Annotated in this window: 3 protein-coding genes; 2 read left to right on the top strand and 1 reads right to left on the bottom strand. The window is 60.5% G+C overall.

The features are described 5' to 3' along the window. The coding region (locus tag OQK_RS26500; protein WP_038861819.1) for an MFS transporter at positions 1 to 470 on the top strand (470 nt) is incomplete at its 5' end. A 53-nt stretch (positions 471 to 523) separates the two neighbouring features. Here the strand turns inward: OQK_RS26500 and OQK_RS26505 are convergent. Next, positions 524 to 886 (bottom strand): DUF427 domain-containing protein, encoded by a 363-nt coding sequence (locus tag OQK_RS26505; RefSeq protein ID WP_016775106.1) that lies wholly within the window; start codon positions 884 to 886, stop codon positions 524 to 526. Positions 887 to 1,078: 192 nt separating this feature from the next. On the opposite strand from OQK_RS26505, the gene OQK_RS26510 reads away from it, so the two are divergent. Beyond that, the coding region (locus OQK_RS26510; RefSeq protein WP_016775107.1) for a DNA topoisomerase III at positions 1,079 to 2,878 on the top strand (1,800 nt) is incomplete at its 3' end.

A 2,878-nucleotide genomic window follows, 5' to 3' on the forward strand; every position in this document is an offset into this window, starting at 1 on the left:
TGGTCAAACAAGGCCTGCCCTACTCCAGCGTCGCTGCGCCTGCGGGCAGCGCCGTGCAAGTGAGTGTCGGCGACGTGAAGCTGGATGGTTTCGATGAGGCGGCACTGCGCGGCGCGATTACCCTCGCCGGCTACCCGCAACAAGCCGATATGCAGCAGATCAACAAACCGATGATCGTCGCCCTGATCGTCGCCCTGATCATCATCTCCGCCATGTGCTACGGCCCGCTGGCCGCGTTGATGGTCGAACTGTTCCCGACGCGCATTCGCTACACCTCGATGTCGCTGCCCTATCACATCGGCAACGGCTGGTTTGGCGGATTCCTGCCCACCGTGTCGTTTGCGCTGGTGGTGTACACCGGGGATATTTTCTACGGGCTGTGGTATCCGGTATTGATTACCGGGGTGAGCCTGGTGGTGGGAATGATCTGTCTGCGTGAGACGAAGAATATCGATCTCGACAAGAACTGAAAAACCCGCTGACAACAATGGCGAGGGAAGCGATTCTCTCGCCATTTTTTGCTTCAGGCGTCCGGTTTGATCACTTCGAATTTCACCTGGTCCGGATAAAACGCCACGTAGTCGCGGATCGGTGCGACGGAGACCTTCGGGTTTTCGTACGTCCACACCGCGTTGGCACCCTCATGTCCGGGCACTTGCAGGCTGAAATAGTTGGCGTCGCCCTTGTACGGGCAATAGCTGGTGTGGTCGGTGCGGGCGAAGTATTTTTCGTCGATGTCTTCGCGGGGGATGTAATAGACCGGCGGATAGTTGGCCTCATTGAGGATCAGCGCGTGGGAGGACGCGGCGACCTGGATGCCGTGGAACTTCACCAGCAGGCACCCGGCAAGTTGTTCCAGGCTGATCACGGGACTGGGGCTTTTCATGAGGTTCTCCTGAGCACAGCGAAGAGACCGGTTCAGGTATAGCTGATGGTTGCGCAGCTCGACTGGATTACGGCCGAACGGCTAAACCTCCTGCAACGCTTTTATCTGTATATCCATACAGATAAAAGTTGCTCCCGCCGCGAACTCCCGCCATTCTGTGCCCTCTCCACACACCAACCAGCGATGGTAGCTATGCGGCTGTACCTCTGTGAAAAACCTTCCCAGGCCAAAGACATTGCGGCCGTGCTCGGCGCCAAACGGCGCGGCGACGGCTGCTGGTTGGGAACGGACGTCACAGTGACCTGGTGCATCGGCCATTTGCTCGAAACAGCGCCGCCGGACGCCTACGACGCGCGCTACAAACGCTGGGTACTGGCCGATCTGCCGATCATTCCCGACAAATGGAAAATGACCGTCAAGCCGCGCACCGCCAGCCAGTACAAAGCGGTGAAGCGTCTGCTTGGCGAGGCCAGCGAACTGATCATCGCCACCGACGCCGACCGTGAGGGCGAGATGATCGCCCGGGAACTGGTCGAGCACTGCCGCTATCGCGGGCCGATCCGCCGCTTGTGGCTGTCGGCGCTGGACGAGGCATCGATTCGCAAGGCCTTGGCCGCGCTGAAACCGGGAGCCGAAACCTTCAGCCTGTATCACTCGGCGCTGGGCCGTTCACGCGCGGACTGGCTGATCGGCATGAACATGAGCCGGTTGTTCACCTTGCTGGGCCGTCAATCGGGTTATCAGGGCGTGCTGCCTGTGGGCCGAGTGCAGACGCCCACCCTGCGACTGGTGGTCGACCGCGACCGCAGCATCGCCGATTTCGTCCCCGTACCGTTCTGGGCAATCGATGTGGAACTGCTGCACAACGGCACAGCGTTTAGCGCGCAATGGCGCGCACCAGCGGACGCTTGTGATGATCAGGATCGCTGCCTGAATCAGGCGTTAGCGCAACAAGCAGCGGCGGCGATCAGCAGTGCAGACAGCGCACGGGTGATCAAGCTGAAAACCGAGCGCATGCGCGAAGTCGCGCCCCTGCCCTTTGATCTCGGCACCTTGCAGGAAGTCTGCTCGAAAAAGCTTGGCCTTGGCGCGCAGGAGACCCTCGACATCGCACAGGCCCTTTACGAAACCTACAAAGTCATCACCTATCCGCGCAGTGATTGCGGCTTTCTGCCGTTGAGCCAACACAGTGAGGCGCCATCGATCCTCACCGCATTGCGTCAGGCCGATCCGAGCCTTGAAGTGTTGCAGGGTTTTCTCGAACCGCAGCGGCGCTCGCGAGCCTGGAATGACGCCAAGGTCAGCGCTCACCACGGCATCATTCCCACCATCGCCGCGAAGAATCTTGAACGTCTGACCGGCAAGCATCGCGCGGTGTACACGCTGATTCGCGCGCGCTACCTGGCGCAGTTCCTGCCCAATCACGAATATGATCGCACCCAGGCCGATTTCGATTGCAACGGGCAGGCGTTGCGCGCGGTGGGCAAGCAGATCATCGAAGCGGGCTGGAAGCGCGCATTGCCCGAAGCACTGGCACCGGCCAGGGGCCGCGAAGCACCAGCACCGCAAACCTTGCCGGCTCTGAGCCAAGGCGTCGAATGCGCTGTGGCGAAGGTGAATCTCAAGGACCTTTGGACGCAGCCGCCAAAACCCTACACCGAAGGCGATCTGATCAAGGCGATGAAGAACGTCGCCAAACTGGTCGAGGATCCGCTGCTCAAACAGAAACTCAAGGACACCACCGGCATCGGCACGGAAGCTACCCGCGCATCGATCATCCAAGGGCTGCTGGATCGTGGTTATCTGGTGAAGAACGGCAAGGCGCTGGCGGCGACACCTGCGGCATTCAGCCTGATCGATGCAGTGCCGCGGGCGATCGCCGATCCTGGCACTACGGCGATCTGGGAACAGGCGCTGGACATGGTGCAGAGCGGCGAGATGAGTCTGGAAGAATTCGTCACCAAACAGGCTGCGTGGATGAGCAAGCAGGTC

The sequence above is a fragment of the Pseudomonas sp. R62 genome, assembly GCF_000257605.1.
Lineage (GTDB): Bacteria > Pseudomonadota > Gammaproteobacteria > Pseudomonadales > Pseudomonadaceae > Aquipseudomonas > Aquipseudomonas atacamensis.